The sequence below is a fragment of the Streptomyces zaehneri genome, assembly GCF_032248645.1.
Lineage (GTDB): Bacteria > Actinomycetota > Actinomycetes > Streptomycetales > Streptomycetaceae > Streptomyces > Streptomyces coriariae.
In genome coordinates this window covers 181,637-202,097 of record NZ_JASTTJ010000013.1, presented here as the reverse complement: position 1 = coordinate 202,097, position 20,461 = coordinate 181,637, and the positions used below count along the sequence as shown (strand labels likewise).

The window sequence follows — 20,461 nt, the reverse complement described above, 5'->3', positions numbered from 1 at the left end:
ATTGACGAGGTATTAGGCGCTATCAGGCGCTCATCCCACCCCTTCGGGGTGACCCGCGGCGCGTATGCCACCCTCCCCGCGAACCCCCGGAAGGCGTCGGCTAGGGTTTGGTCCGCATAAACATCCAAACCCCTGCCCGACGCAGGGCGGCGACCGACCCGCGAGAAGGCAGGCCGCAGCCAACCGCGCGGGCGAGACTCTCGGGAAGGCGCTACGTGAGTCCCAACGGCTCCGACCGCTCGCCGCGGCGCCCGATGCGGCGGAAGCTGCTCCAGGCAATGACCGCGGGCCTGGTCCTGGCGACCGCCACCGGTTGCACATACAAGGACTTCCCCCGCCTTGGTATGCCCACCCCGGTCACAGAAGAGGCTCCGCGGATCCTCTCCCTGTGGCAGGGCTCATGGGCAGCCGCGCTGGCCACCGGCGTGCTGGTGTGGGGCCTGATCCTGTGGAGTGCTTTCTTCCACCGGCGCAGTCGCACCAAGGTCGAAGTTCCTCCGCAGACCCGGTACAACATGCCCATCGAGGCGCTGTACACGGTGGTTCCGATCATCATCGTCTCGGTGCTGTTCTATTTCACGGCCCGTGACGAGTCGAAGCTGCTGAGCCTCGACAAGAAGCCCGATGTCACGGTGAACGTGGTCGGCTTCCAGTGGAGCTGGTGCTTCAACTACATCGAGAACGTCGACGGTTCCGACGGGAACGCGAAGACCGACAAGAACCTGGCCGCGATCCCGGACCGGTTCAAGGCGGACTTCCCCGACAACGCCGGCGGCGTCTACACCTGCGGTACTCCCGGTGAGCGGAACCCGCAGACCAACAACCCCGGCCCGACCCTCTGGCTCCCTGAGGGCAAGACGGTCCGCTTCGTCCTCACCTCGCGTGACGTCATCCACTCCTTCTGGGTGGTGCCGTTCCTGATGAAGCAGGACGTCATCCCGGGCCACACCAACTCCTTCCAGGTGACCCCCAACAAGGAGGGCACCTACCTGGGCAAGTGCGCCGAGCTCTGCGGCGTCGACCACTCCCGGATGCTCTTCAACGTGAAGGTCGTCTCCCAGGAGCGCTACGAGCAGCACCTCAAGGACCTCGTGAAGAAGGGGCAGACCGGTTACGTTCCCGCGGGCATCGAGCAGACGAGCCACGAGAAGAACCGGGAGACGAACAACCTGTGAGCATCCTCAACGAACCCCAGGGTGCCTCCGCAGCTGAGGACTCGTACGAGAACGAGCTGCCGGTCAGGCGCAAGCAGCCCGGCAACGTCGTGGTGAAGTGGCTGACGACCACCGACCACAAGACCATCGGTACGTTGTACCTGGTCACGTCGTTCGCGTTCTTCTGCATCGGTGGCGTCATGGCGCTCCTCATGCGCGCCGAGCTCGCCCGACCGGGCTTGCAGATCATGTCGAACGAGCAGTTCAACCAGGCGTTCACGATGCACGGCACGATCATGCTGCTGATGTTCGCGACGCCGCTGTTCGCCGGCTTCACGAACTGGATCATGCCGCTCCAGATCGGCGCGCCGGACGTCGCCTTCCCGCGGCTGAACATGTTCGCCTACTGGCTCTACCTGTTCGGCTCGCTGATCGCGGTGGCCGGCTTCCTCACCCCGCAGGGCGCGGCCGACTTCGGCTGGTTCGCCTACGCCCCGCTGTCGGACGCGGTCCGCAGCCCGGGCATCGGCGCCGACATGTGGATCATGGGTCTGGCCTTCTCCGGCTTCGGCACCATCCTCGGCTCGGTCAACTTCATCACCACGATCATCTGCATGCGCGCGCCCGGCATGACGATGTTCCGGATGCCGATCTTCACCTGGAACGTCCTGCTGACCGGTGTCCTGGTCCTGCTGGCCTTCCCGGTCCTGGCGGCCGCGCTGTTCGCCCTGGAGGCGGACCGCAAGTTCGGCGCCCACGTCTTCGACGCGGCCAACGGCGGCGCGTTGCTGTGGCAGCACCTCTTCTGGTTCTTCGGCCATCCAGAGGTGTACATCATCGCCTTGCCGTTCTTCGGGATCATCTCCGAAGTGATCCCGGTGTTCTCCCGCAAGCCGATGTTCGGCTACATGGGCCTGATCGCGGCCACCATCTCGATCGCCGGTCTGTCCGTGACGGTGTGGGCACACCACATGTACGTCACGGGTGGCGTGCTGCTGCCGTTCTTCTCCTTCATGACGTTCCTCATCGCCGTGCCGACGGGCGTGAAGTTCTTCAACTGGATCGGAACGATGTGGAAGGGCTCGCTGTCCTTCGAGACACCGATGCTGTGGGCGACGGGCTTCCTCATCACCTTCACCTTCGGTGGTCTGACCGGCGTCATCCTGGCCTCGCCGCCGATGGACTTCCATGTGTCCGACTCGTACTTCGTGGTGGCGCACTTCCACTACGTCGTCTTCGGCACCGTCGTCTTCGCGATGTTCTCCGGCTTCCACTTCTGGTGGCCGAAGTTCACCGGCAAGATGCTCGACGAGCGCCTCGGCAAGATCACCTTCTGGACGCTGTTCATCGGCTTCCACGGCACCTTCCTGGTCCAGCACTGGCTGGGCGCCGAGGGCATGCCGCGCCGGTACGCCGACTACCTGGCGGCCGACGGCTTCACCGCCCTGAACACGATCTCGACGATCAGCTCCTTCGTCCTCGGCCTGTCCGTCCTGCCGTTCTTCTACAACGTGTGGAAGACCGCCAAGTACGGCAAGCCGGTCGGCGTCGACGACCCGTGGGGCTACGGCCGCTCCCTGGAGTGGGCCACCTCCTGCCCGCCGCCGCGCCACAACTTCCTCACCCTGCCACGGATCCGCAGTGAATCCCCGGCGTTCGACCTGCACCACCCGGAGATCGCCGCGCTCGAGCAGCTGGAGCACGCCGGCCACGGCGCCAGTGCCATCTCGGGCAGCAAGGAGGCCGGCAAGTGAAGATCCAGGGCAAGATGTTCATCTGGCTGAGCGTCTTCCTCCTCGTCATGGCGACTGTCTATGGCGTGTGGTCGAAGGAGCCGGCCGGTACCACGGCCCTCTTCCTGGCCTTCGGGCTGAGCCTCATGATCGGCTTCTACCTGGGCTTCACCGCCCGGCGGGTCGACGCGGGCGCGCAGGACAACAAGGAGGCGGACGTCGCGGACGACGCCGGCGAGCTGGGCTTCTTCAGCCCGCACAGCTGGCAGCCGCTGTCGCTGGGCATCGGCGGCGCCCTGGCCTTCCTGGGGGTGGCCGTCGGCTGGTGGCTGCTGTACTTCTCGCTGCCGATGATCCTCATCGGTCTGTGGGGCTGGGTCTTCGAGTACTACCGCGGTGAGAGCCGCACCCAGTAGCACGCACCGAACACGGGCTGAGCCCGGACACTCCGTCAGGAGGGTCCGGGCTCACGCTTTTGCCGCAACGGTGCTCCTCCGTCCGTGTCACTCAGCGCGCCGCTGCCGACCCGGCTCCCTAGCGTGAAGCCATGAGCCACGAACCCCGCCCTCGCACCGTCGTGGGCTGCACCCTGCTGGTGATCGCCCTGGGCGCGGTTGCAAGCGCCTGCGGCTCGGACGGCAACCCGCTCTCCGCGCGCCCCTACGACGCGACGGACCAGATCTCCTTCAGCAACCTCGGTGGCGACGGGAAGAAGTCCGACCCGGACAAGCCCCTCGAGGTCACCGCGGAGGACGACGACCGCATCACGGACGTCACCGCCGTGGACGGCGCAGGCCGCTATGTGGCGGGCGAACTCGCCGCCGACGGCAGCCGCTGGCACAGCACCGAGCCGCTGGCCGCGAACGCCCACTACACGGTCCGCGTGAGCACCGAGGACGACGACGGCGCCCCCGGCCGCCGGGTGCTCACCTTCGACACCGGCAAGCCCACCTCCAAGAAGCGCCTGGGGGTGGCTTTCGGCCCCGACGCGGGCGAGTACGGCGTCGGCCAGCCCGTCACGGCCAAGCTGGACCAGCCCGTCAAGGACCCCGCCCAGCGGGCCGTCGTCGAACGCGCCCTCAAGGTCGACTCGACGCCGGCCGTGCAGGGCGGCTGGCACTGGGTGGACGACAAGGAGCTCCACTACCGGCCGCAGGAGTACTGGCCCGCCCACGCCAGCCTCCGGGTGCACAGCAACCTGGACGGCATCAAGATCAGCGACCGGCTGTGGGGCGGTCCCACGAAGGACCTCAAGCTCACGATCGGTGACCGGGTCATCGCCGTCACGGACGCGTCGTCGCACTCCATGACGGTCTTCAAGAACAACGAGGAGATCAACCAGATCCCCGTCACCACCGGCAAGCCCGGCTTCGAGACCCGCAACGGCGTCAAGGTCGTCCTGGGCAAGGAGTACTTCGTACGGATGCGCGGCACCAGCGTCGGCATCGCGGAGGGCTCCTCGGAGTCCTACGACCTGCCGGTGTACTACGCCACCCGCGTCACCTGGAGCGGCGAGTACGTCCACGCCGCCCCCTGGTCCGTGGGCTCCCAGGGGTACGCGAACGTCAGCCATGGCTGCACCGGCATGAGCACGTCCAACGCCGAGTGGTTCTTCGACAACATCCGCCAGGGCGACGTCGTCCAGGTCGTCAACAGCTACGGCGACACGATGGAGGCCTTCGGCAACGGCTTCGGCGACTGGAACCTGGACTGGAAGAAGTGGACCAAGGGCAGCGCGCTGACGGGCGGCAGGCAGAAGGCGGAGCAGGACACGTCGAGACTGCGGCCTGCGGCGGTGTAGGCCCTGGCGGGGGCGCGGCTGCCGGGGGCGCGGGGAACCCCACGCCCCTGTGTCCCCGCTAGACGCTCTGTGTAAGGCTCTTGCGCCGCATCAGGGACGCCAGGGCCGAAGCGAACTCCACGGGCTCCACAGGCAGCGTCACAGCCGCGTCAGCGCGGCTCCAGGTGGCGAGCCAGGCGTCCTGGGGGCGCCCGATGAGCAGCAGCACCGGCGGGCACCGGAAGACCTCGTCCTTGATCTGCCGGCACAGCCCCATGCCGCCCATGGGCGCGGCCTCGCCGTCCAGGACGACGACGTCGACGCCGCCCCTGTCCAGCTCCCGCAGCACCGCCGCGGGCGTCGCGCACTCCAGGAACTCCACCACGGGGACGTCCGGCGCCGGCCTGCGCCCGGTCGAGAGCCGGACCTGCTCGCGGGTGTTGGCGTCATCGCTGTAGACCAGCACCGTGGCGGTCGCCTGCATGCTTCCTCCGTGACATCAGCGTCGTACGGACAGAACCGATGCCGCGGATGCTACTCCCTCGACCACGTCGTCAACACCGCTTGGAACACCACTTCGATGGGCCATACGGGCAGTACACACGGTGCGAACACTCCGAACGGCACCCCCCGGAGTGAGGGCGGGATAAGGGACCGACATAATGTCGGTCGTGGCGACAGCAACGACAGTAGAAACCGGGCACGCGCACCCGTCGGTCAATCGGCCGAACCTCACCAGTGTCGGAACCATCATCTGGCTGAGTTCCGAGCTGATGTTCTTCGCGGCCCTCTTCGCGATGTACTTCACCCTGCGATCGGTGACGGGTCCTGATCACTGGAAGGAAATGGCCGAGGCCCTGAACTTCCCGTTCTCGGCCACCAACACCACGATCCTGGTGCTCTCCTCGCTCACCTGCCAGCTCGGCGTCTTCGCCGCCGAGCGCGGGGACGTGAAGAAGCTCAGGATGTGGTTCATCGTCACCTTCATCATGGGTGCGATCTTCATCGGCGGTCAGATCTTCGAGTACACGGAGCTGGTGAAGAAGGACGGGCTCTCGCTCTCCTCCGACCCGTACGGCTCGGTGTTCTACCTGACCACCGGCTTCCACGGCATGCACGTGACGGGCGGCCTCATCGCCTTCCTGTTCGTCCTCGGGCGCACCTACGCGGCCAAGAGGTTCACCCACGAGCAGGCGACCGCGGCCATCGTCGTGTCCTACTACTGGCACTTCGTCGACGTCGTCTGGATCGGCCTCTTCGCCACGATCTACATGATCAAGTAGCCGGGCACGCTCGCTCCCGCACATCCCAAGCATCGACGCAGAAGATCCTGACACCGGGGTAATCCGTGAAAAAGCTCTCCGCACGACGACGCCATCCGCTGGCGGCGCTCGTCGTCCTACTCCTCGCGCTGGCGGCTACCGGGGGGCTGTACGCCGCGTTTGCGCCCGCGAGCAAGGCGCAGGCAGACGACACCGCCCAGTCCCTCGCCATCGACGAGGGCAAGAAGCTCTACGCCGTTGGCTGCGCAAGCTGCCACGGCACCGGCGGTCAGGGGACCTCCGACGGCCCGAGCCTGGTCGGCGTGGGCGCCGCGGCCGTCGACTTCCAGGTCGGCACCGGGCGCATGCCCGCGGCCACCTCCCAGGGCGCCCAGGTGCCCGCGAAGAAGGTCATCTACACGCAGGCCGAGATCGACCAGCTCGCCGCGTTCATCTCCTCCCTGGGCGCCGGCCCGTCCGTCCCGACCGACGCCGAGTACGGCCCGGAGGGTGCGGACATCGCCAAGGGTGGCGAGCTGTTCCGCACCAACTGCGCGCAGTGCCACAACTTCACCGGCAAGGGCGGTGCCCTCACCAAGGGCAAGTACGCCCCGACCCTCGAGGGCGTGGACCCGAAGCACATCTACGAGGCCATGCAGACCGGCCCGCAGAACATGCCTTCCTTCCCCGACACCACCCTGTCGGAGCAGAACAAGAAGGACATCATCGCGTACCTGCACGCGGTCAACAGCGACGAGACGAACAACCCCGGTGGTCTGGAGCTGGGCGGCCTCGGGCCGGTCAGTGAGGGCCTGTTCGCGTGGATCTTCGGTCTCGGTGCCCTGATCGCGGTAGCCGTCTGGGTCGCCGCTCGGACCGCAAAGGCCAAGAAGTCATGAGTAGCCAAGACATTCCAGAAGAGAACCTGCCCGCTGAGCAGGGCCACGCACACGGCAGCGCCGTAGGCGTCGCGGACGAGCAGAACCCGTTCGCGGACCCGGGGCTGCCGCCTCACGAGCATCGCGTGCAGGACATCGACGAGCGGGCCGCCAAGCGGTCCGAGCGTGCGGTCGCCTTCCTGTTCACGCTGTCGATGCTCGCCACGGTCGGCTTCATCGCCTCGTACGTGGCGATCCCCGCCGACAAGTCGATCTTCGTGTTCCCGATCGGCCACCTCAGCGCGCTGAACTTCGCGCTGGGTCTGACGCTGGGCACGGCGCTGTTCACCATCGGCGCCGGCGCGGTCCACTGGGCCCGCACCCTGATGTCGGACGTCGAGGTCGCCGACGAGCGGCACGCCATCGCCGCCTCCCCCGAGCTCCGCGCGAAGGTCCACTCGGACTTCAAGCAGGGCGCCAAGGAGTCCGCGCTCGGCCGTCGCAAGCTGATCCGCAACACGATGCTCGGCGCGCTCACCCTCGTGCCGCTGTCCGGTGTCGTGCTGCTGCGCGACCTCGGCCCGCTGCCCGAGGACAAGCTGCGTCACACGCTGTGGTCCAAGGGCAAGCTGCTCGTCAACATGAACACGAACGAGCCGCTGCGTCCCTCGGACGTCGCCGTCGGTTCGCTCACCTTCGCCAAGCCCGAGGGCCTGGAGGAGCACGACGAGGAGTTCCAGAACGAGATCGCCAAGGCGGCCCTGATGATCGTCCGGCTCCAGCCGGACAACATCAAGGACAAGCAGGAACTCGACTGGTCCTACCAGGGCATCGTGGCGTACTCGAAGATCTGCACCCACGTCGGTTGCCCGATCTCGCTGTACGAGCAGCAGACGCACCATGTGCTGTGCCCCTGCCACCAGTCCACCTTCGACCTCTCCGACGGTGCCCGAGTGATCTTCGGCCCCGCCGGCCACGCCCTGCCGCAGCTGCGCATCGGTGTGAACGACGAGGGCTATCTCGAGGCGCTCGGCGACTTCGAAGAGCCCGTCGGTCCTGCTTTCTGGGAGCGCGGATGAGTACGAACGAGAACACCGAGAGCAACGAGTCCCGTGACCGCGGGAAGGCTCCGGCGGGCGAGCGGATCGCCGACTGGGCCGACGGCCGGCTGGGGATCTACACCCTGGCCAAGGCCAACATGCGCAAGATCTTCCCCGACCACTGGTCGTTCATGCTGGGTGAGATCTGCCTCTACAGCTTCATCATCATCATCCTCACGGGTGTGTACCTGACGCTGTTCTTCCACCCGTCGATGAACGAGGTGGAGTACCACGGCAGCTACGTCCCGCTCCAGGGACAGCTGATGTCCGAGGCGTTCAGCTCCACCCTGCACATCTCCTTCGAGGTGCGCGGCGGTCTGCTCATCCGGCAGATCCACCACTGGGCGGCGCTGATCTTCCTCGCCGGCATGTTCGTGCACATGATGCGCGTGTTCTTCACGGGCGCGTTCCGCAAGCCGCGTGAGGTCAACTGGCTGTTCGGCTTCCTGCTGTTCGTCCTCGGCATGTTCACCGGTTTCACCGGTTACTCGCTCCCGGACGACCTGCTCTCCGGCACCGGTGTCCGCTTCACCCAGGGCGCGATCCTGTCGATGCCGATCGTCGGCACGTACATCTCGATGTTCCTGTTCGGCGGGGAGTTCCCGGGCCACGACTTCGTGGCGCGGTTCTACTCGATCCACATCCTGCTGCTGCCGGGCATCATGCTCGGGCTCGTGGTCGGCCACCTGATCCTGGTCTTCTACCACAAGCACACGCAGTTCGCGGGCCCCGGAAAGAGCAACAAGAACGTCGTCGGCATGCCGCTGCTGCCGGTCTACATGGCCAAGGCCGGAGGCTTCTTCTTCCTGGTCTTCGGTGTGATCGCGGCTGTCGCTGGCATCGCGCAGATCAACCCGATCTGGGCCATCGGCCCCTACCGTCCGGACCAGGTGTCGACCGGCGCCCAGCCCGACTGGTACATGGGCTTCGCCGAGGGCCTGATCCGCTTCATGCCGGGCTGGGAGATCAACCTCTGGGGTCACACGCTCGTCCTGGGCGTGTTCATCCCGCTGGTGCTCTTCGGTGTGGTCCTCGCGGCGCTGGCGATGTACCCCTTCATCGAGTCGTGGGTCACCGGCGACAAGCGCGAGCACCACATCCTGGACCGTCCGCGCAACGCGCCCACCCGTACGGCCCTGGGCGTCGCCTGGGTCACGATGTACATGATCACGCTGGTCGGCGGTGGCAACGACCTGTGGGCCACGCACCTCCACCTGTCGATCAACTCGATCACCTGGTTCGTCCGGATCTTCTTCTTCGTCGGACCGGTCATCGCGTACGTCTTCACCAAGCGGATCTGCCTCGGCCTCCAGCGCCGGGACCGGGAGAAGGTGCTGCACGGTCGCGAGACCGGCACCATCAAGCGCCTGCCGCACGGTGAGTTCATCGAGATCCACGAGCCGCTCAGCCAGGAGCAGCTGCACACCCTCACGGCGCACGAGCAGTACGAGCCGGCCGCGATCGGCGCCGCCGTCGACGAGAACGGCGTCGAGCGCAAGGTGACGGGCAAGGAGAAGCTCCGCGCCAAGATCAGCGGGGCGTACTTCGGTGAGGACCAGCAGATTCCGAAGGCCACCGTGGAGGAGTACAAGGAGATCACGAGCGGCCACGGCCACCACTGATCGCTGAGGCGTCGCCACGCCGCAGGAAAGGGCCCCGTCCGGTCTTCGGACGGGGCCCTTTGCCGTGCCCACGGGCTGGATAGGGTGGGGTGCACCTTGTCACGAGGCGCACGACGTACACGACGACACACGCAGGAGCGGCTATGAGCGCTGTGACCCCCGCTGGAGGCGACACCGCGGCGGGCCGTTCCTGGCCCGAGGTGCTGAACGGTCTGCTGTACGGGCGCGACCAGGACGCCGACGCCACGTTCTGGGCGCTGGACCGGATCATGCGCGGCGAGGCGACCGACGCGCAGATCGCGGGGTTCGTGGTGGCGCTGCGGGCCAAGGGCGAGACCGTCGCGGAGATCAACGGGCTCGTCCGGGCGATGTACGAGCACGCCAACCTGATCGAGGTGCCCGGCCGGACCGTCGACATCGTCGGCACCGGCGGTGACGGCGCGAAGACGGTCAACATCTCCACGATGTCGGCGATCGTGGTGGCCGGCTCGGGCGCCACGGTCGTCAAGCACGGCAACCGGGCGGCGTCCTCCGCGTCCGGCGCCTCCGACGTCCTGGAGAAGCTCGGCGTCAATCTGGAGCTGACCCCGCGGCGGGTGGCCGAGGTGGCCCAGGAGGCCGGGATCACCTTCTGCTTCGCGATCAAGTTCCACCCGGCGCTGCGTCATGTGGGCGCCGCGCGCGGCCAGTTGGGCATCCGCACGGTGTTCAACGTGCTCGGCCCGCTGACCAACCCCGCCAAGGTGCGGGCCCAGGCGGTCGGGGTCGCGGACCCGCGGATGGCGCCGGTCGTCGCGGGCGTCTTCGCCGAGCGCGGCAACTCGTCCCTGGTCTTCCGGGGCGACGACGGTCTCGACGAGCTGACCACGACGGCCACGTCCCATGTGTGGGTCGTCCGCGACGGCAAGGTCACCGAGGAGACCTTCGACCCGCGTGACGTCGGGCTCGAGCTGGTCCCGGTCGAGGCTCTGCGGGGCGGGGACCCGTCGTACAACGCGGAGGTCGCCCGCCGCCTCCTGGACGGCGAGACGGGCCCGGTGCGGGACGCCGTGCTGCTGAACTCGGCGGCGGCGCTGGTGGCCCTGGAGCCGGGCTCCGGGACCCTTGCCGGGCAACTGCGCGACGGCATGGAGAAGGCGGCCGAGTCGATCGACTCGGGTGCGGCCGGACGGGCGCTGGAGCGCTGGGTCGCGGCCACCCGGGCGTGACGCCTCGCCGCTGAGGTCCGTCCCGCGATCCGGACACGGGTTGCGGGACGGCGATCACTTCACGTACGTTCCCGTATCAGGTCATGAGTGACAGTCATGAGGCCCCGGCCGACTGTCCGGCAACCCTCCGTCCGTGGCGGGGTGCCCCGGGTGAAGACCAGGTCGTAGGCAGCGAGGTCTACGGCAAGCGCGGACCCCTCGCACTCTTCTGAGTGAGCACCGCCAGGGGTCCTGGTCGTTCGAGGGAGTCTTCCGTGAGCAAGCGAATGCGATAGGGCGTAGAGCCCCGCCTCCGCACACCCCTTTCACCTTCCTCCGTGCTCGAGCCATGCCCGCTCGCACGGCGGTTCACCCTTGCCTCTCACGGGAGTTCGCCATGTCTGTCTCCACCGCTGCCGCCGCCCGTACCGTTTGTGCGCCGCTGCCCGTTCTCGGCCGGGATGTCACGGTCCCGCTCGTGACGGGCGGCGAGGTCACCTACGCGGCGCTCGACTACGCGGCCAGCGCCCCCGCCCTCCAGCGCGTCTGGGACGACGTCGCGGCCTACGCCCCGTACTACGGCAGCGTCCACCGGGGCGCCGGCTACCTCTCGCAGCTGTCCACGGACCTCTTCGAGAGCGCCCGCAGGACGGTGGCCGGGTTCCTGGACTGCCGCCCCGACGACCAGCTGGTCTTCACCCGCTCGACGACGGACTCCCTCAACCTGCTGGCGCGGGCCCTCCCGGCGGGCTGCCAGGTCTTCGTCTTCGAGACCGAGCACCACGCCTCGCTGCTGCCCTGGCAGGACGCCCGGGTCACCTACCTCAACGCCCCGCGCACCCCGCGCCAGGCCGTCGAGACGCTGGAGCGGGCCCTCGCCGACCGGGACCCCCACGGCCCGGCCCTGGTCTGTGTCACCGGCGCCTCGAACGTCACCGGCGAGCTGTGGCCGGTACGCGAGCTGGCGGCCGCCGCGCACGCCCACGGCGCCCGGATCGTCGTGGACGCGGCCCAGCTCGCCCCGCACCACCCGGTCTCCGTGCAGGAGCTCGACGTCGACTGGATCGCCTTCTCCGGTCACAAGCTGTACGCGCCCTTCGGCTGCGGTGTGCTGGCCGGCCGCGCCGACTGGCTGGTGGCGGCCGACCCGTACCTCGCCGGCGGCGGCGCCAGCCGCAAGGTCACGCGGCGCGAGGACGGGGGAGTGGACGTGGAGTGGCACGAGAGCGCCGCCCGCCACGAGGCCGGCTCCCCGAACGTGATCGGCGCCTACTCCATCGCCTCCGCGTGCAAGGCCCTCACCGAGGCCGGCTTCGACAGCCTGGTCGCCCGGGAGGAGTACCTGATCGCCAAGGTGCGGGCCGGTCTGGCCGAGGTCCCGCAGGTGAAGGTGCTGTCCCTGTTCGGCGACGACGCGCCGCGGGTCGGCGTGATCTCCTTCGTCGTCGAGGGCTGGAACAGCTCCCACTTCGCAGCCGCCCTCTCCGCCGAGTACGGCATCGGGGTCCGCGACGGCCTGTTCTGCGCCCACCCGCTGGTGCGCACCCTGCTGGGCAGCGACCCCGAGACCCAGGGCGAGTGCGGCGCCCCCGAGGCGGCTCCCGGCGAGAAGTCGCTCAACGCGATCCGGGTGAGCTTCGGCGCGGGGACCCCGGACGAGCACGTGGAGCGCTTCGTGAACGCGGTGCGCGAACTGGTGAGCGAGGGCGCGCGGTGGCAGTACCGGACGGAAGACGGCCGCTGCGTGCCCGCGGTCTGAACGACGGTCCGCCGGAGGCGGTGTTCAGCCGGTCAGGAGTCCAGCCCGATCGCGAACGCCGCCTCCAGGTCGTGCTGCGAGTAGGTGCGGAAGGCGACGTGCGTGTCCGTGCCCTCCACCCCGGGGATCTTGCTGATGCTGCCCGGGATGACCTCCGCCAGGTCCTCGTGCTCCTTCACCCGCACCATGGCGATCAGGTCGTACGTCCCGGTGACGGAGAAGACCTCGCTGACGGAGTCCAGCGAAGCGATCCGCTCCGCGATCTCGGGAATCCGGTCCACGCTGGTCTTGATGAGGACGATCGCGGTGATCACGGCTGGTTCTCTCCCTCGGGAGCCGGAGCTGGGGCGGGCCTCACTCTACGCGTACGCCCGAAACGGGCCCACGCGTAGAGGAGCCCCAGGCCGAAGCCCACCAGGTGCGCCAGATAGGCCACCCCCGGCCCCTGGGCGGCCCGCCCCGCCGCCACCCACTGCAGGGCCGCCCAGAAGGGCAGCACGACCCATGCGGGGAAGCGCAGCGGCAGGAAGAACAGGAACGGCAGGAGGCTGGTCACCCGCGCCCGGGGGAAGAGGTACAGAAACGCGCCGAGGACCGCGGAGATCGCCCCGGAGGCGCCGACCAGGGACTGCGACGACTCGGCGTTGGCGGCGGCGTAGCCCAGCAGGGCCAGGTAGCCGCAGCCGAGGTAGAAGAGCGTGAACTCGACGCGGCCCATCCGGTCCTCGGTCATCGTCCCGAAGACGTAGAGGAAGAGCATGTTGCCCAGCAGGTGCACCCAGCTGCCGTGGACGAAGAGGGCCGTGGCCGGGGTCAGGGCGGCCCGTGGCGCGCCCTCGAAGAGCTCGCCGGGCACCACGCCCCAGCGCCGGAAATAGGCGCGCTGCGCCGCCAGCAGTTCGTCGCCGGAGCCGTACGCCGGATTGAAGCCCGAGGCGGGCCCGATCAGGAAGATCAGGCAGCACAGCGCGATCAGTGCGTAGGTCACCGGCGCCGGGCGGTTGCGGACCACCCTGCCGACCGTCCCGTTCCAGTCGCCGATCATGAGAACAAAGCATGACGTAACCGGACGCGCTCGTCCGGACCGCCTCGCCGCCGCGGACGGATGGGCGGCGAGTACCCGCCAGGCCGTAGGGTTACGAGCCATACGCGCGGGGGAGCCTCCGGCCCGACCCCGTCAACCGGAAGCACGACACTAGAAGGAAGCGGACAGCCACGATGACGGTTCCCCTGCCGACCGCCGCGACGCGGTGGCGCTGCACTCTCTGCGGCAACCTCACGCGGTTCGACGTGACGCGCTCGTCGAAGGTCGTCGAGTACGTGCACCTCGACCTCGCCGGTGAGCCGAAGGTCGAGGAGCGCGAGGTGGTCAGTGAGACCATCGAGTCGGTGCGGTGCCGCTGGTGCAACGCCGTGGACCAGGTGGAACTCGTGGATCGGCCGGGCGCCGGTTCCTGACGATGGGGGTCCCCCCGCTCGAGCGAAGCCGAGAGTGGGGGAGGCCCGCACAGTATTGGGGTGTGACGGATGGTGGAGAGCGCAGGCGGGGGGCCGGGCGACGGCGCCGCCGAGATGCTCGACCGTCCGCTGCCGGACGGCGTGCGGCGCAGGGTCGTACAGATCGTCTCCGACGGCTTCGGCGGGCTGACCGTCGGCGAACTGCCCGTCCAGTTGCGGCAGTACGCCCGGTTCGCGCCGAACCGGCGGGCGAAGTTCGCGGGCAACGCGATGGCGGCCGCGCTGGAGACCGATCCGCTCTTCCGGCAGCGCATCGCCGAGAAGTTCAGAGAGGCCCAGCCGGAACTCGCCGGCGCTCTCGACTCCGGCTCGCCGACCCCGGCCGCGGACCCGCACGAAGTGGCGGCCGCGGCCTATGTGCTGCGGCCCGTCGGCTGGGTGAAGCTGGTCACCGCGGCCGGTGAGGAGGCCCAGCGGGCGGACGCCGAGCGGGCCGGCGAGGAGAGCCGGGCCGAACTGGAGCGGCTGCGCGAGGAGCTCGACCGGGCCCGTGAGCAGTCCCGGGCGGGCACCGAGGGGCTGCGCGCCGAGCTGGACGCCGCGAAGAAGGAAGCGGAATCGCTCCATCGCAAGCTGCGTTCGGCCCTCAGCGACGTGAAGCGGGGCGAGGCCGCGCTGCGCAAGGTGCGCGGCGAGCTGGAGACCGTGCGCGCCGAGGGGCAGACCCAGGTGTCGGCCGCGGAGAGTGAGACGCGGCGGCTGAAGGCGCGGCTCGGCGAGGTGGAGGCGGCGCTGGAGGCCACCCGGCGGGCGGCGCGCGAGGGGCGCAGCGTCGAGGACATGCGGGTGCGGCTGCTGCTGGACACGGTGCTCGACGCGGCCCAAGGGCTGCGGCGGGAGCTGGCGTTGCCGCCGGTGTCGGTGCGTCCGGCGGCAACCGTCGACGCGGTCGAACCGGGACGAATGACCCCGAAGGACATCGCCACGCGGGCACTGTCGGAGAACGATCCGGCCATTCTCGACCAGTTGCTCGCGCTGCCCCAGGCCCATCTCGTCGTCGACGGCTACAACGTCACCAAGACCGGCTATCCGCAGATGCCGTTGGAGAAGCAGCGGCTCAGGCTTCTCGGGCAGCTCTCGCAGCTCGCCGCGCAGACCGGCGCCGAGGTCACCTGCGTCTTCGACGGGGCCGAGCTGGCCGCTCCGGTGCTGCTCGCGCCGCCGCGCGGGGTGCGGGTGCTGTTCTCCAAGCCGGGTGTCACGGCCGACGAGCTGATCCGTCAGCTGGTGCGGGCCGAGCCGCCGGGCCGGCCGGTCATCGTCGCCTCGACCGACCGTGAGGTGGCCGACGGGATCGCCAAGGCGGGTGCCCGACCGGTGGCTTCCGCGGTACTTCTGAAGCGGCTGTCCTAAACGTCGAAGTTCCAGGTTTATTGACCGAATTGGCGGGATCGTCACGCAACGTAGCGTCAATCGAGCATGACTGCACGTGAGTTGATTGAAAAAACTGCGTTGCGTGATGGGTTTTTTTCTCCTGAGGATTTGAACTGATCACGGCGAGGTCACTAAGGTCAGGGCTCGTATCTCCAAACGGGTGATCACTCAAAAGAAGGAGCCCGTCTCCGTGGCGTCCCACCGTCGACCGAAGCAGCCGAGTCGCGCACGCGTGACCGTGCTGACCACCGCAGCCGCCGCTGCCGTCGTACTGAGCTCGCAGGCCGCCAACGCGGCGCCCAGCGAGAAGCTCACGAAGGACGAGGTCAAGACCAAGGTCGACAAGCTCTACGAGGACGCGGAGCAGGCCACCGAGAAGTACAACGGTGCCAAGGAGAAGCAGGAGAAGCTCCAGAAGGAGATCTCCACCATCCAGGACAACGTCGCTCGCGGTCAGGCCGACCTCAACGAGCTGCGCGACTCCATGGGCCTGGCGGCCGCGGCCCAGTACCGCACCGGGTCCATAGACCCCTCCCTGCAGCTGCTCCTCTCCTCGAACCCGGACGACTACCTGGACAAGGCGTCCGCCGCCGACCAGCTCAGCGCCCAGCAGGTCGAGGCCCTGAAGAAGATCCAGGAGAAGCAGCGCGAGCTCGCCCAGGAGCGCAGCGAGGCCTCCACCAAGCTCAAGGACCTCGCCACCACCCGCACCGAACTGGGCAAGAAGAAGAAGGAAGTCCAGGCCAAGCTCACCGAGGCGCGCAAGCTCCTCAACACGCTGACGGCCAAGGAGCAGGCGTCCCTCGCGGCCGCCGACGCCCGCGCCAGCCGCGACGCCGGCGACCGCGTGGACCTCGGCGACTCCCCGACGGGCTCCGGCCGGGCCATGGCCGCCTTCCAGGCCGCCCAGAGCCAGCTCGGCAAGCCCTACCAGTACGGCGCCACCGGCACCGCCACGTACGACTGCTCGGGCCTGACCTCCTGGGCCTACGCCCAGGCCGGCGTCTCCATCCCGCGCACCTCGCAGGCCCAGGCCAACGCCGGTACGCGCATCTACTCCCAGAGCGCCCTCAAGGTCGGCGACCTGGTCATCTTCTACGGCGACCAGCACCACGTCGGCTTCTACGCGGGCAACGGCCAGGTGCTGCACGCCCCGCGCACCGGCACCGTCGTGCGCTACGAGTCGATCAACAACATGCCCTTCCAGTTCGGCGTCCGGATCTGATCGGTCCCGGGATCGGGACACCACGCCGCCCGAACGGGCGAATTACCGCAACGAGAAGTGACCCCACGCCCCGCCGGTGACCTGCGTCAGCGGCGGGGCGTCACTGTGCGTCGCCGCCGAGGTCTTTGGCCGACCCCCCACCTCGGGGCTACTGTCTGCCGCGTTTCCCTGTCCGCCAGCGGAAGGAGCGCGGCATCCCGTGGGGTCCCATCGCCGCCTTGCACAGTCCGGGTTCGACCGGGGCGCCACCGGCGCCCTGAGCGTGCTGTCCGTCGCGGCCGCCGCACTCGGCGCCGTGTCCGCCGTACCGGCCACGGCCGCTCCGCACGACGACACCCGCGCCGAGGTGGACCGTCTCTACGAGGAGGCCGAGAAGGCCACCGAGGCCTACAACACGGCCGACGAGCGCGCCGACACCCTGCGGGGGCAGGTCGGCGTGGCCCAGGACCACATCGCCCGGCAGCAGGAGCGCATCAACGGCCTGCGTGGACAACTCGGTTCGCTGGCCGGCGCCCAGTACCGCTCCGGCGGCTACGACCCCTCCCTGGCGCTGCTGTTCTCCGACGACCCGGAGGAGTACCTCGCCAAGGCGTCCGTCCTCGACCGGATCACCGACCACCAGGCCGGGGAGCTGAGGGAGCTCCAGGGCGCCATGCGCGAACTCACCCAGGAGCGCGCCGAGGCCGCGGGCAAACTCGCCGAACTGGAGAAGAGCCGCAAGGCCGTCGCGCGGCACAAGCGGACCGTGGAGCAGAAGCTCGCCAAGGCACGGCAGCTGCTCAACACCCTGCCCTCCGCGGAACGCGCCGCCTTCGACCGGGCCTCCCGCTCCGGCCGGGACGCCATGTCCGACCTGTCGGGCGCCGTCCCGGCCTCCGGCCGCGCGGGCGCCGCCGTGGCCGCCGTGCGCTCCGCGCTCGGCAGGCCGTACGTCTGGGGCGCCAACGGGCCCACCGGGTTCGACTGTTCGGGCCTCATGCAGTGGTCGTACGCGCAGGCCGGGATCTCGCTGCCGCGCACCTCGCAGGCCCAGGCGCACGCGGGCCGGCGGGTGCCGCTCTCCCAGGCCCGACCCGGCGACCTCGTCACCTACCGCTCCGACGCCAGCCATGTCGGCATGTACGTCGGCAACGGGCAGGTCATCCACGCCCCCTATCCAGGGGCGCCGGTGCGCTACGACCCGGTCGGGATGATGCCCGTCTCGTCCGTCACCCGGCCCTGAGCGGAGCCGCCGCCGTACGATCGGGAGGATGGCTGGTCGAGGGCGGGCGCGCGGACCCGGGGTGCTGGGGCTCTGCCTGCTGCTCGTCTCGCTCCTCGGCGCTCTGGTCGGCTGCGGCGGGCGGGCCGCGTCGGCCGACGCGCAGGCCGATGTGCAGCGGGTTCTCGACCGGCGGGCCGCCGCGGTCCTGGACCGCGACCAGGGCGCCTACGCGGCCACCGGCGCCGACGCCGGGTACGCCGCGGTGCGGGCCGTTCCGCTGGCGGCCTGGTCGTACCGCGTGACGGCGCTCCACCGCAGCGGGGACACCGCCACCGCCGACGCCGAACTGAGCTACCGCGTCGACGGCTACGACAAGGCCCCGGTGACCACGGCCCGCGTGCTGCGCCTGACCCGTGACGGGGCCGGCCGGTGGTCGGTGGCCTCGGACCAGCCGGCGACGAAGGCCGGCCAGCAGCTGTGGGACCAGGGCACGGTGAGCGTCGTACGGGGCGCGCACAGTCTCGTGCTGGGGGTCGGGCAGTCCGAGGCGCGGCTGCGGTCCTTCGCCGGCCTGGCCGACGACGCCGTCCCGGAGGTCTCGGCGGCCTGGGGCACCGGCTGGGCGGGGCGCCTCGTCGTCCTCGTCCCGAAGTCGCTGGAGGGCATGGCGGGTCTGCTCGGCTCGCCCGCCTCCTCCTACCGCGGGATCGCCGCGGTCACCACGGGCGAGACGAGCGGCGGGACCAGGACGCCCGCGGACCGGATCATCGTCAACCCGGACGCGTACGCCATGCTCGGCCGGGTCGGCCGGCAGGTGGTCCTCACCCACGAGGCCACCCATGTCGCGACGCGCGCCCACACGAACGCGGCCACCCCGCTGTGGCTGTCCGAGGGGTACGCCGACTGGGTGGGCTACCGCGGCACCGGCCGTACCCCCGCCGAGGTCGCCCCGGAGCTCCAGCACACCGTCACGGACGGCGCCGTCCCGGCGGCGCTGCCCACCGACGGCGACTTCGGCTTCTCCGGCGACGCCGACCGGCTGGCCCAGGCGTACGAGGGCGGCTGGCTGGCCTGCCGGATGATCGCCGAGCGGTGGGGCGAGGTGAAGCTGGACGCGTTCTACCGGGCGGTGGGGGAGCACGGGAAGCGGCCGGGGGCGGTGGAGGGCGCGCTGGAGAGCGTGCTGGGCACCTCCCTCGCGGGGTTCACGGCGGACTGGCAGGGCTACCTGAAGGCTCAGCTCGCCTGAGCCGGCTGCTCGATCGCCGCGCGCAGCCAGGCCCGCTCCGCCTCGCCCGTCGTCCGGGCGACCCGCAGCATGCCCTGCCGGAACAGGTCCCCGGTCTCCTCCGCACGTACGGGCCTGCCCTCGAATGGATCACTCTTTCGAGTGGCGTTGCTCTGTTCCTGAACCAGGCGTCAGGGTGAGACCGCGGGCTCGCTGGTACGGGCGGCCCTACCGGCCGGGGGAGCGGGGGCGGCGCTCGGCACCGTCGAGCGCCACAGCCGGACGGCCGCGACGATCGTGGCGGCCACCAGCAGGCCGTTGCGCAGGAACAGGAGGGTGACGCCGAGCGGGCTGCTCGCGACGACGTCCGCGAAGAAGACGGGGAACTCCAGCACCGTCACGAAGGACGCGGCCAGGACCAGGACGGCGGGCAGGGCCATACGGCCGGCGCGGAAGCACAGACAGACCGCCGCCAGGCCGATCAGCCACACGAGGTACTGCGGGCTGATCACCCGGCTGGTGACGGTGAACAGCAGGACCGCGGTGAACGCCGCCTCCGCGAGCGTCTGCGGCGCGAAGCGCCTCGCCGTCAGCCGCCACAGCAGCAGCCAGCCGAACGCGACCGCGGTCAGCCCCAGGGCCACGTCGCTCACCACGCCGACGTGCGGGCCGAGGAACTCCAGCGAGCCGTAGTTGAGCAGCACCCGGCCCTGCCAGCCGAACTGCCGGGCCACATGCAGGGCGAGCGCGCCCAGCGACTCCACCTCGGTGCCCCGGTCGCGCTGGAAGGTCAGGAAGGCGAAGGCGCCGGGCATGGTCAGGGCGAACAGCGCGGCCAGCGCGCCGACGGTCACCACCGCCGCGCCCCAGGCCCGCCTGCGCACGGCGCCCGCCAGCAGCAGCACGGGCCACACCTTCAGCAGCACCGCCAGACCCGTCAGCGCGCCCATCACCCGGGGCCGCCGCACGCCGGCGACCAGTGCGGCGACCGCGACCGCCGTCACCATCACGTCGTAGCGGGAGTAGACGGTGGGGCCGAGCAGGGGCACGCCCGCCACCCACATCCAGGCGCCGCGCAGCGACCGGCCGGGGCGCAGCCCCGTGTTCAGCAGCAGCATGAGGACGGCCAGGTCGGCGAGGAAGGCCAGGACGAAGAAGGCCGACGCGTAGTCGAGGAAGGGCAGCAGACCGGGGGAGAGGATCGCGAGGGCGGCGGCGGGCGGGTACTGCCAGGTGACGTCGGCGGCCGGGAACGTGCCGCCGCTCAGCACCTCGTACCAGCCCTGGTAGGTGACGGAGATGTCGCTGGTGACGTCCGGGCCGGGGAAGAGGAACACCTTGAAGACGAAGAGCAGCAGCGCGAGCCGGGTCACACCCCAGGTCGTCAGCAGGCACGTCAGGGGCCGCCCCGCGGCCGTCGTCTCCATGGCCCACATG

The 20,461-nt window shown here is 69.7% G+C and carries 19 protein-coding genes, 1 pseudogene and 1 riboswitch; of the genes and pseudogenes, 15 read left to right on the top strand and 5 right to left on the bottom strand.

Annotation, left to right across the window (positions count from 1 at the left end):
* The first annotated feature begins 215 nt into the window (after nucleotides 1-215).
* The 4 genes from ctaC (at nucleotide 216) to QQM72_RS22645 (ending at nucleotide 4,688) form a co-directional block, all read left to right on the top strand.
* Nucleotides 216-1,175, top strand: a complete 960-nt coding sequence (ctaC, locus tag QQM72_RS22660; RefSeq protein WP_020130003.1) for an aa3-type cytochrome oxidase subunit II — start codon at nucleotides 216-218, stop codon at nucleotides 1,173-1,175.
* The gene (gene ctaD / locus QQM72_RS22655; protein ID WP_314222685.1) at nucleotides 1,172-2,908 is read left to right on the top strand and encodes an aa3-type cytochrome oxidase subunit I; all 1,737 of its coding nucleotides are present in this window, start codon (nucleotides 1,172-1,174) and stop codon (nucleotides 2,906-2,908) included. Before ctaC ends, ctaD begins: the two co-directional genes overlap by 4 nt.
* On the top strand, nucleotides 2,905-3,303 hold the full coding sequence (locus QQM72_RS22650; protein ID WP_314222684.1) for a cytochrome c oxidase subunit 4: 399 nt from the start codon (nucleotides 2,905-2,907) through the stop codon (nucleotides 3,301-3,303). The genes ctaD and QQM72_RS22650 overlap by 4 nt, the downstream gene beginning before the upstream one ends.
* A gap of 131 nt (nucleotides 3,304-3,434) precedes the next feature.
* Nucleotides 3,435-4,688 (top strand): L,D-transpeptidase, encoded by a 1,254-nt coding sequence (locus QQM72_RS22645; protein WP_314222683.1) that lies wholly within the window; start codon nucleotides 3,435-3,437, stop codon nucleotides 4,686-4,688.
* A 58-nt stretch (nucleotides 4,689-4,746) separates the two neighbouring features.
* Here QQM72_RS22645 and QQM72_RS22640 read toward each other — a convergent pair whose 3' ends face one another.
* A complete protein-coding gene (locus tag QQM72_RS22640) occupies nucleotides 4,747-5,151 on the bottom strand; it encodes a response regulator (RefSeq protein WP_314222682.1) in 405 nt (134 codons plus the stop codon).
* A 178-nt stretch (nucleotides 5,152-5,329) separates the two neighbouring features.
* Here QQM72_RS22640 and ctaE point away from each other — a divergent pair, with 178 nt between their 5' ends.
* The 6 genes from ctaE to QQM72_RS22610 all read left to right on the top strand — a co-directional run bounded on the left by ctaE (nucleotide 5,330) and on the right by QQM72_RS22610 (nucleotide 12,475).
* Nucleotides 5,330-5,950: an aa3-type cytochrome oxidase subunit III gene (ctaE, locus tag QQM72_RS22635; RefSeq protein WP_020129998.1), complete on the top strand. Its 621-nt coding sequence runs from the start codon at nucleotides 5,330-5,332 to the stop codon at nucleotides 5,948-5,950.
* Between the two features lie 65 nt (nucleotides 5,951-6,015).
* Nucleotides 6,016-6,828 carry a cytochrome bc1 complex diheme cytochrome c subunit gene (gene qcrC, locus QQM72_RS22630; protein WP_057599605.1) on the top strand — a complete coding sequence of 271 codons (813 nt, stop codon included), beginning with the start codon at nucleotides 6,016-6,018 and terminating at the stop codon, nucleotides 6,826-6,828.
* Complete coding sequence (gene qcrA, locus QQM72_RS22625; protein ID WP_314222681.1) at nucleotides 6,825-7,886, top strand: cytochrome bc1 complex Rieske iron-sulfur subunit; 1,062 nt, start codon at nucleotides 6,825-6,827, stop codon at nucleotides 7,884-7,886. The genes qcrC and qcrA overlap by 4 nt, the downstream gene beginning before the upstream one ends.
* Entirely contained in the window at nucleotides 7,883-9,529 is a 1,647-nt protein-coding gene (gene qcrB, locus QQM72_RS22620) for a cytochrome bc1 complex cytochrome b subunit (protein ID WP_314222680.1), read from the top strand. Before qcrA ends, qcrB begins: the two co-directional genes overlap by 4 nt.
* A 143-nt stretch (nucleotides 9,530-9,672) precedes the next feature.
* Nucleotides 9,673-10,737 carry an anthranilate phosphoribosyltransferase gene (gene trpD / locus QQM72_RS22615; RefSeq protein ID WP_314222679.1) on the top strand — a complete coding sequence of 355 codons (1,065 nt, stop codon included), beginning with the start codon at nucleotides 9,673-9,675 and terminating at the stop codon, nucleotides 10,735-10,737.
* A gap of 79 nt (nucleotides 10,738-10,816) precedes the next feature.
* A riboswitch (SAM riboswitch) is annotated at nucleotides 10,817-10,933 on the top strand.
* 180 nt (nucleotides 10,934-11,113) lie between these two features.
* Nucleotides 11,114-12,475: an aminotransferase class V-fold PLP-dependent enzyme gene (locus tag QQM72_RS22610; RefSeq protein ID WP_314222678.1), complete on the top strand. Its 1,362-nt coding sequence runs from the start codon at nucleotides 11,114-11,116 to the stop codon at nucleotides 12,473-12,475.
* Between the two features lie 32 nt (nucleotides 12,476-12,507).
* On the opposite strand, the gene QQM72_RS22605 is transcribed toward QQM72_RS22610, so the two are convergent.
* Together QQM72_RS22605 and QQM72_RS22600 are read right to left on the bottom strand one after the other, a co-directional pair.
* Nucleotides 12,508-12,789 (bottom strand): Lrp/AsnC family transcriptional regulator, encoded by a 282-nt coding sequence (locus QQM72_RS22605; protein ID WP_020129992.1) that lies wholly within the window; start codon nucleotides 12,787-12,789, stop codon nucleotides 12,508-12,510.
* The gene (locus QQM72_RS22600; protein WP_314222677.1) at nucleotides 12,786-13,520 is read right to left on the bottom strand and encodes a rhomboid family intramembrane serine protease; all 735 of its coding nucleotides are present in this window, start codon (nucleotides 13,518-13,520) and stop codon (nucleotides 12,786-12,788) included. The genes QQM72_RS22605 and QQM72_RS22600 overlap by 4 nt, the downstream gene beginning before the upstream one ends.
* Before the next feature lie 173 nt (nucleotides 13,521-13,693).
* Here QQM72_RS22600 and QQM72_RS22595 point away from each other — a divergent pair, with 173 nt between their 5' ends.
* From QQM72_RS22595 to QQM72_RS22575, 5 genes are all read left to right on the top strand, one after another.
* On the top strand, nucleotides 13,694-13,933 hold the full coding sequence (locus tag QQM72_RS22595) for a hypothetical protein (protein ID WP_020129990.1): 240 nt from the start codon (nucleotides 13,694-13,696) through the stop codon (nucleotides 13,931-13,933).
* A gap of 69 nt (nucleotides 13,934-14,002) precedes the next feature.
* Nucleotides 14,003-15,346, top strand: a complete 1,344-nt coding sequence (locus QQM72_RS22590; RefSeq protein ID WP_314222676.1) for an NYN domain-containing protein — start codon at nucleotides 14,003-14,005, stop codon at nucleotides 15,344-15,346.
* Nucleotides 15,347-15,557: 211 nt separating this feature from the next.
* On the top strand, nucleotides 15,558-16,592 hold the full coding sequence (locus tag QQM72_RS22585) for a C40 family peptidase (protein ID WP_314222675.1): 1,035 nt from the start codon (nucleotides 15,558-15,560) through the stop codon (nucleotides 16,590-16,592).
* A gap of 199 nt (nucleotides 16,593-16,791) precedes the next feature.
* Complete coding sequence (locus tag QQM72_RS22580; RefSeq protein ID WP_314222674.1) at nucleotides 16,792-17,814, top strand: C40 family peptidase; 1,023 nt, start codon at nucleotides 16,792-16,794, stop codon at nucleotides 17,812-17,814.
* 28 nt (nucleotides 17,815-17,842) lie between these two features.
* Complete coding sequence (locus QQM72_RS22575; protein WP_314222673.1) at nucleotides 17,843-19,045, top strand: hypothetical protein; 1,203 nt, start codon at nucleotides 17,843-17,845, stop codon at nucleotides 19,043-19,045.
* Here QQM72_RS22575 and QQM72_RS22570 read toward each other — a convergent pair.
* A pseudogene (locus QQM72_RS22570) lies at nucleotides 19,033-19,167 on the bottom strand (PadR family transcriptional regulator); the annotation flags it as partial. The gene QQM72_RS22575 and the pseudogene QQM72_RS22570 sit on opposite strands and share 13 nt — an antisense overlap.
* 48 nt (nucleotides 19,168-19,215) lie before the next feature.
* Nucleotides 19,216-20,451 (bottom strand): glycosyltransferase family 87 protein, encoded by a 1,236-nt coding sequence (locus tag QQM72_RS22565; RefSeq protein WP_314222672.1) that lies wholly within the window; start codon nucleotides 20,449-20,451, stop codon nucleotides 19,216-19,218.
* Nucleotides 20,452-20,461 lie beyond the last annotated feature (10 nt).

Coding starts and splice junctions, on each gene's coding strand:
- QQM72_RS22645 (WP_314222683.1), top strand. CDS start 3,435: ATGAGCCACGAACCCCGCCCTCGCACCGTCGTGGGCTGCACCCTGCTG.
- QQM72_RS22640 (WP_314222682.1), bottom strand. CDS start 5,151: ATGCAGGCGACCGCCACGGTGCTGGTCTACAGCGATGACGCCAACACC.
- ctaE (WP_020129998.1), top strand. CDS start 5,330: ATGTCGGTCGTGGCGACAGCAACGACAGTAGAAACCGGGCACGCGCAC.
- qcrA (WP_314222681.1), top strand. CDS start 6,825: ATGAGTAGCCAAGACATTCCAGAAGAGAACCTGCCCGCTGAGCAGGGC.
- qcrB (WP_314222680.1), top strand. CDS start 7,883: ATGAGTACGAACGAGAACACCGAGAGCAACGAGTCCCGTGACCGCGGG.
- trpD (WP_314222679.1), top strand. CDS start 9,673: ATGAGCGCTGTGACCCCCGCTGGAGGCGACACCGCGGCGGGCCGTTCC.
- QQM72_RS22610 (WP_314222678.1), top strand. CDS start 11,114: ATGTCTGTCTCCACCGCTGCCGCCGCCCGTACCGTTTGTGCGCCGCTG.
- QQM72_RS22600 (WP_314222677.1), bottom strand. CDS start 13,520: ATGATCGGCGACTGGAACGGGACGGTCGGCAGGGTGGTCCGCAACCGC.
- QQM72_RS22595 (WP_020129990.1), top strand. CDS start 13,694: ATGACGGTTCCCCTGCCGACCGCCGCGACGCGGTGGCGCTGCACTCTC.
- QQM72_RS22590 (WP_314222676.1), top strand. CDS start 14,003: ATGGTGGAGAGCGCAGGCGGGGGGCCGGGCGACGGCGCCGCCGAGATG.
- QQM72_RS22575 (WP_314222673.1), top strand. CDS start 17,843: ATGGCTGGTCGAGGGCGGGCGCGCGGACCCGGGGTGCTGGGGCTCTGC.
- QQM72_RS22565 (WP_314222672.1), bottom strand. CDS start 20,451: ATGGAGACGACGGCCGCGGGGCGGCCCCTGACGTGCCTGCTGACGACC.